This is a genomic window from Coprococcus sp. ART55/1 (genome assembly GCF_000210595.1).
Lineage (GTDB): Bacteria > Bacillota > Clostridia > Lachnospirales > Lachnospiraceae > Coprococcus > Coprococcus aceti.
In genome coordinates, this window is the sequence record NC_021018.1 from 2,084,430 (window position 1) to 2,086,954 (window position 2,525).

The window sequence follows — 2,525 nt, forward strand, 5'->3', positions numbered from 1 at the left end:
ACACAAAGTCAGGATATGACGATGCCAACACTATCAAGGCTATGGATTATGTAGGAAAGCTCCTCAAGGATTGCTGCCCACCGGCAACAACAATGTCAGAGACAGGTACAGACGTTATGTTCCAGTCAGGTACAGTAGCAATGATCACACAGGGTTCATGGATGACAGCAGGATTCCTTGACAACGAGTATCTCGTTGAGAACTGTGACGTAGCAATTCTTCCATACGACAAGACAACAGGTATGAGAACTTCTATCTGTAACGGACTTGGATGGGCTGCATCAGCAGACACAAAGAGACCAGATGACTGTTGGAAGCTTATCGAGTGGTTAGGTTCAAAGGAGATGCAGGAGAAGCAGGCTGAGCTCGGTGTAACAATGTCAGCTTACAATAACACATCAGATAAGTGGGTTAACTGCACAGACAAGTTCAACCTCAACGCTTACCTTGATATCACAAAGGATTCAACAGTAGCAGGTGTTACAAATGAGCTCGTGCTCAGACCTTACACATACAACTCAACAGTTTGGTCACAGGCAGCACAGACATTCTTCGCAGATGCATGGGCAGATCCATCAAAGATGGAGCAGTCATGTAAGGACTTCGCAGTTCAGATGAACCAGTACATCGATGAGGAAGACAAGTAATCCTACAGAGCATTTATAAGATAACATAACAGTGGGTAGGATGAAGGTCCTGCCCATTGCTTACCAGAAACAATGGGGTGTTAATTACAGTATAAATGATAAGAGGAGGGATTTTATGTCAGATAACAACAAGAAAGTTGAAGAAAAAGCGGCTGAGATAATTCAGGCTACAGAGACACAGACAGTTAAGCCGGCAGCAGCAGAAGATAAAGAGTTCAAGAAAAAGAAGTCAACAACATGGGAAAGAAACCAGCGCAAATGGGGCTGGGCATTCATCCTCCCAACAATGATAGGAATCATCGTACTTAACTTATGGCCTATAGTACAGACAATATATCAGTCATTCTGTAAGGTTGGATCATTCGGAGATTCATCATTTGCAGGATTTGCAAATTACAAGAAGATGTTTGCTGACCCTGAGGTATGGCAGTCACTTCTCAATACATTCAAGTATGCGATCATTGAGGTTCCATTCTCAATCGCCATCGCACTTATACTTGCGGTATTCCTGAATCGTAAGATGCACGGAAGAACAATATACAGAGCAATATTCTTCCTGCCAATGGTAGTTGCACCTGCAGCTGTAGCCATGGTATGGAGATGGTTATACAATTCACAGTTCGGTCTGTTAAACCACATCCTCGGTACAAAGATCGAGTGGATATCCAATCCAAAGATCGCATGGATCTCAGTTGCAATCATCGGTGTATGGTCGATCATTGGTTACAACATGGTTCTGTTCCTTGCAGGACTTCAGGAGATACCTAAGGATTACTACGAGGCAGCGGATATTGACGGAGCATCAGGAGTAAGAGCATTCTTCAAGATCACTCTTCCACTTCTCTCCCCTACAGTATTCTTCGTACTCGTAACAAGAGTAATCGGAGCACTTCAGGTATTCGACCTTGTATACATGGTAATGGATATTTCCAATCCGGCTCTCAAGAAGACAGAGTCCATCGTATATCTGTTCTACCAGTACTCATTCCAGAATGGTAACAAGGGTTATGGATCAGCAATAGTAGTTCTTCTTCTCGCAGTCATCATGGTACTTACAGTATTCCAGATGATCGGTCAGAAGAAGTGGGTTCATTATAACTAGGAAGGGGGAATCGATATGACAAGAGGCGTACAGTTTAAGAGAAGAATGCAGAGATTATTGATTCACCTCATTCTGATCATATTCTCAATCATTATGATAGTGCCATTTGTATGGATGACACTCACAGCATTTAAGACAGTAACAGAGGCAACTTCGGTAAGTCCATTCGTAATATTCCCATCACAGTGGCGTACAGACGCGTTCACTACTGTTTGGAATAATATGAACTTCCTTGTTCTCTACAAGAACACATTACTGCTCATATTCTTTAGAGTTGTGTGTGCATGTCTCACAGCAACACTCGCAGGATATGCATTTGCAAGACTTAAGTTCAAGGGCAGAGACTTTATGTTCTCCCTGATACTTTTCCAGATGATGATTCCTTCACAGATATTCATCATCCCACAGTTCCTGATGATCAGTAAGATGGGACTGACAAATACAATGTTCGCCCTGGTATTCCCAGGTATCGTAACAGCGTTTGGTACTTTCCTGCTCAAGCAGGCTTACATGGGACTTCCTGGAGATCTCGAGGAGGCAGCGAGACTTGACGGATGTAACATTCCAAAGACATTCGTGTTCGTTATGGCTCCACTTGCAAGATCATCTATGGTTGCCCTCGGAATATTCACAGCAGTGTTCGCATTCAAGGATCTGATGTGGCCACTGGTTGTAAACAGCAGTGCAAACAAGATGCCGCTCTCAGCAGCTCTTGCAACAATGCAGGGACAGTATCAGTCCAACTATCCACAGCTGATGGCTGCATCTCTTATATC

The 2,525-nt window shown here is 43.4% G+C and carries 3 protein-coding genes; all 3 read left to right on the forward strand.

Features of this window, described 5'->3' with window-relative positions; genetic code table 11:
• A partial coding sequence (locus CCU_RS09420; RefSeq protein ID WP_208896147.1) for an extracellular solute-binding protein occupies positions 1-647 on the forward strand: 647 nt, incomplete at its 5' end.
• 115 nt (positions 648-762) lie between these two features.
• Positions 763-1,749 carry a carbohydrate ABC transporter permease gene (locus tag CCU_RS09425; protein WP_015534456.1) on the forward strand — a complete coding sequence of 329 codons (987 nt, stop codon included), beginning with the start codon at positions 763-765 and terminating at the stop codon, positions 1,747-1,749.
• Between the two features lie 15 nt (positions 1,750-1,764).
• The coding region (locus CCU_RS09430; RefSeq protein ID WP_208896375.1) for a carbohydrate ABC transporter permease at positions 1,765-2,525 on the forward strand (761 nt) is incomplete at its 3' end.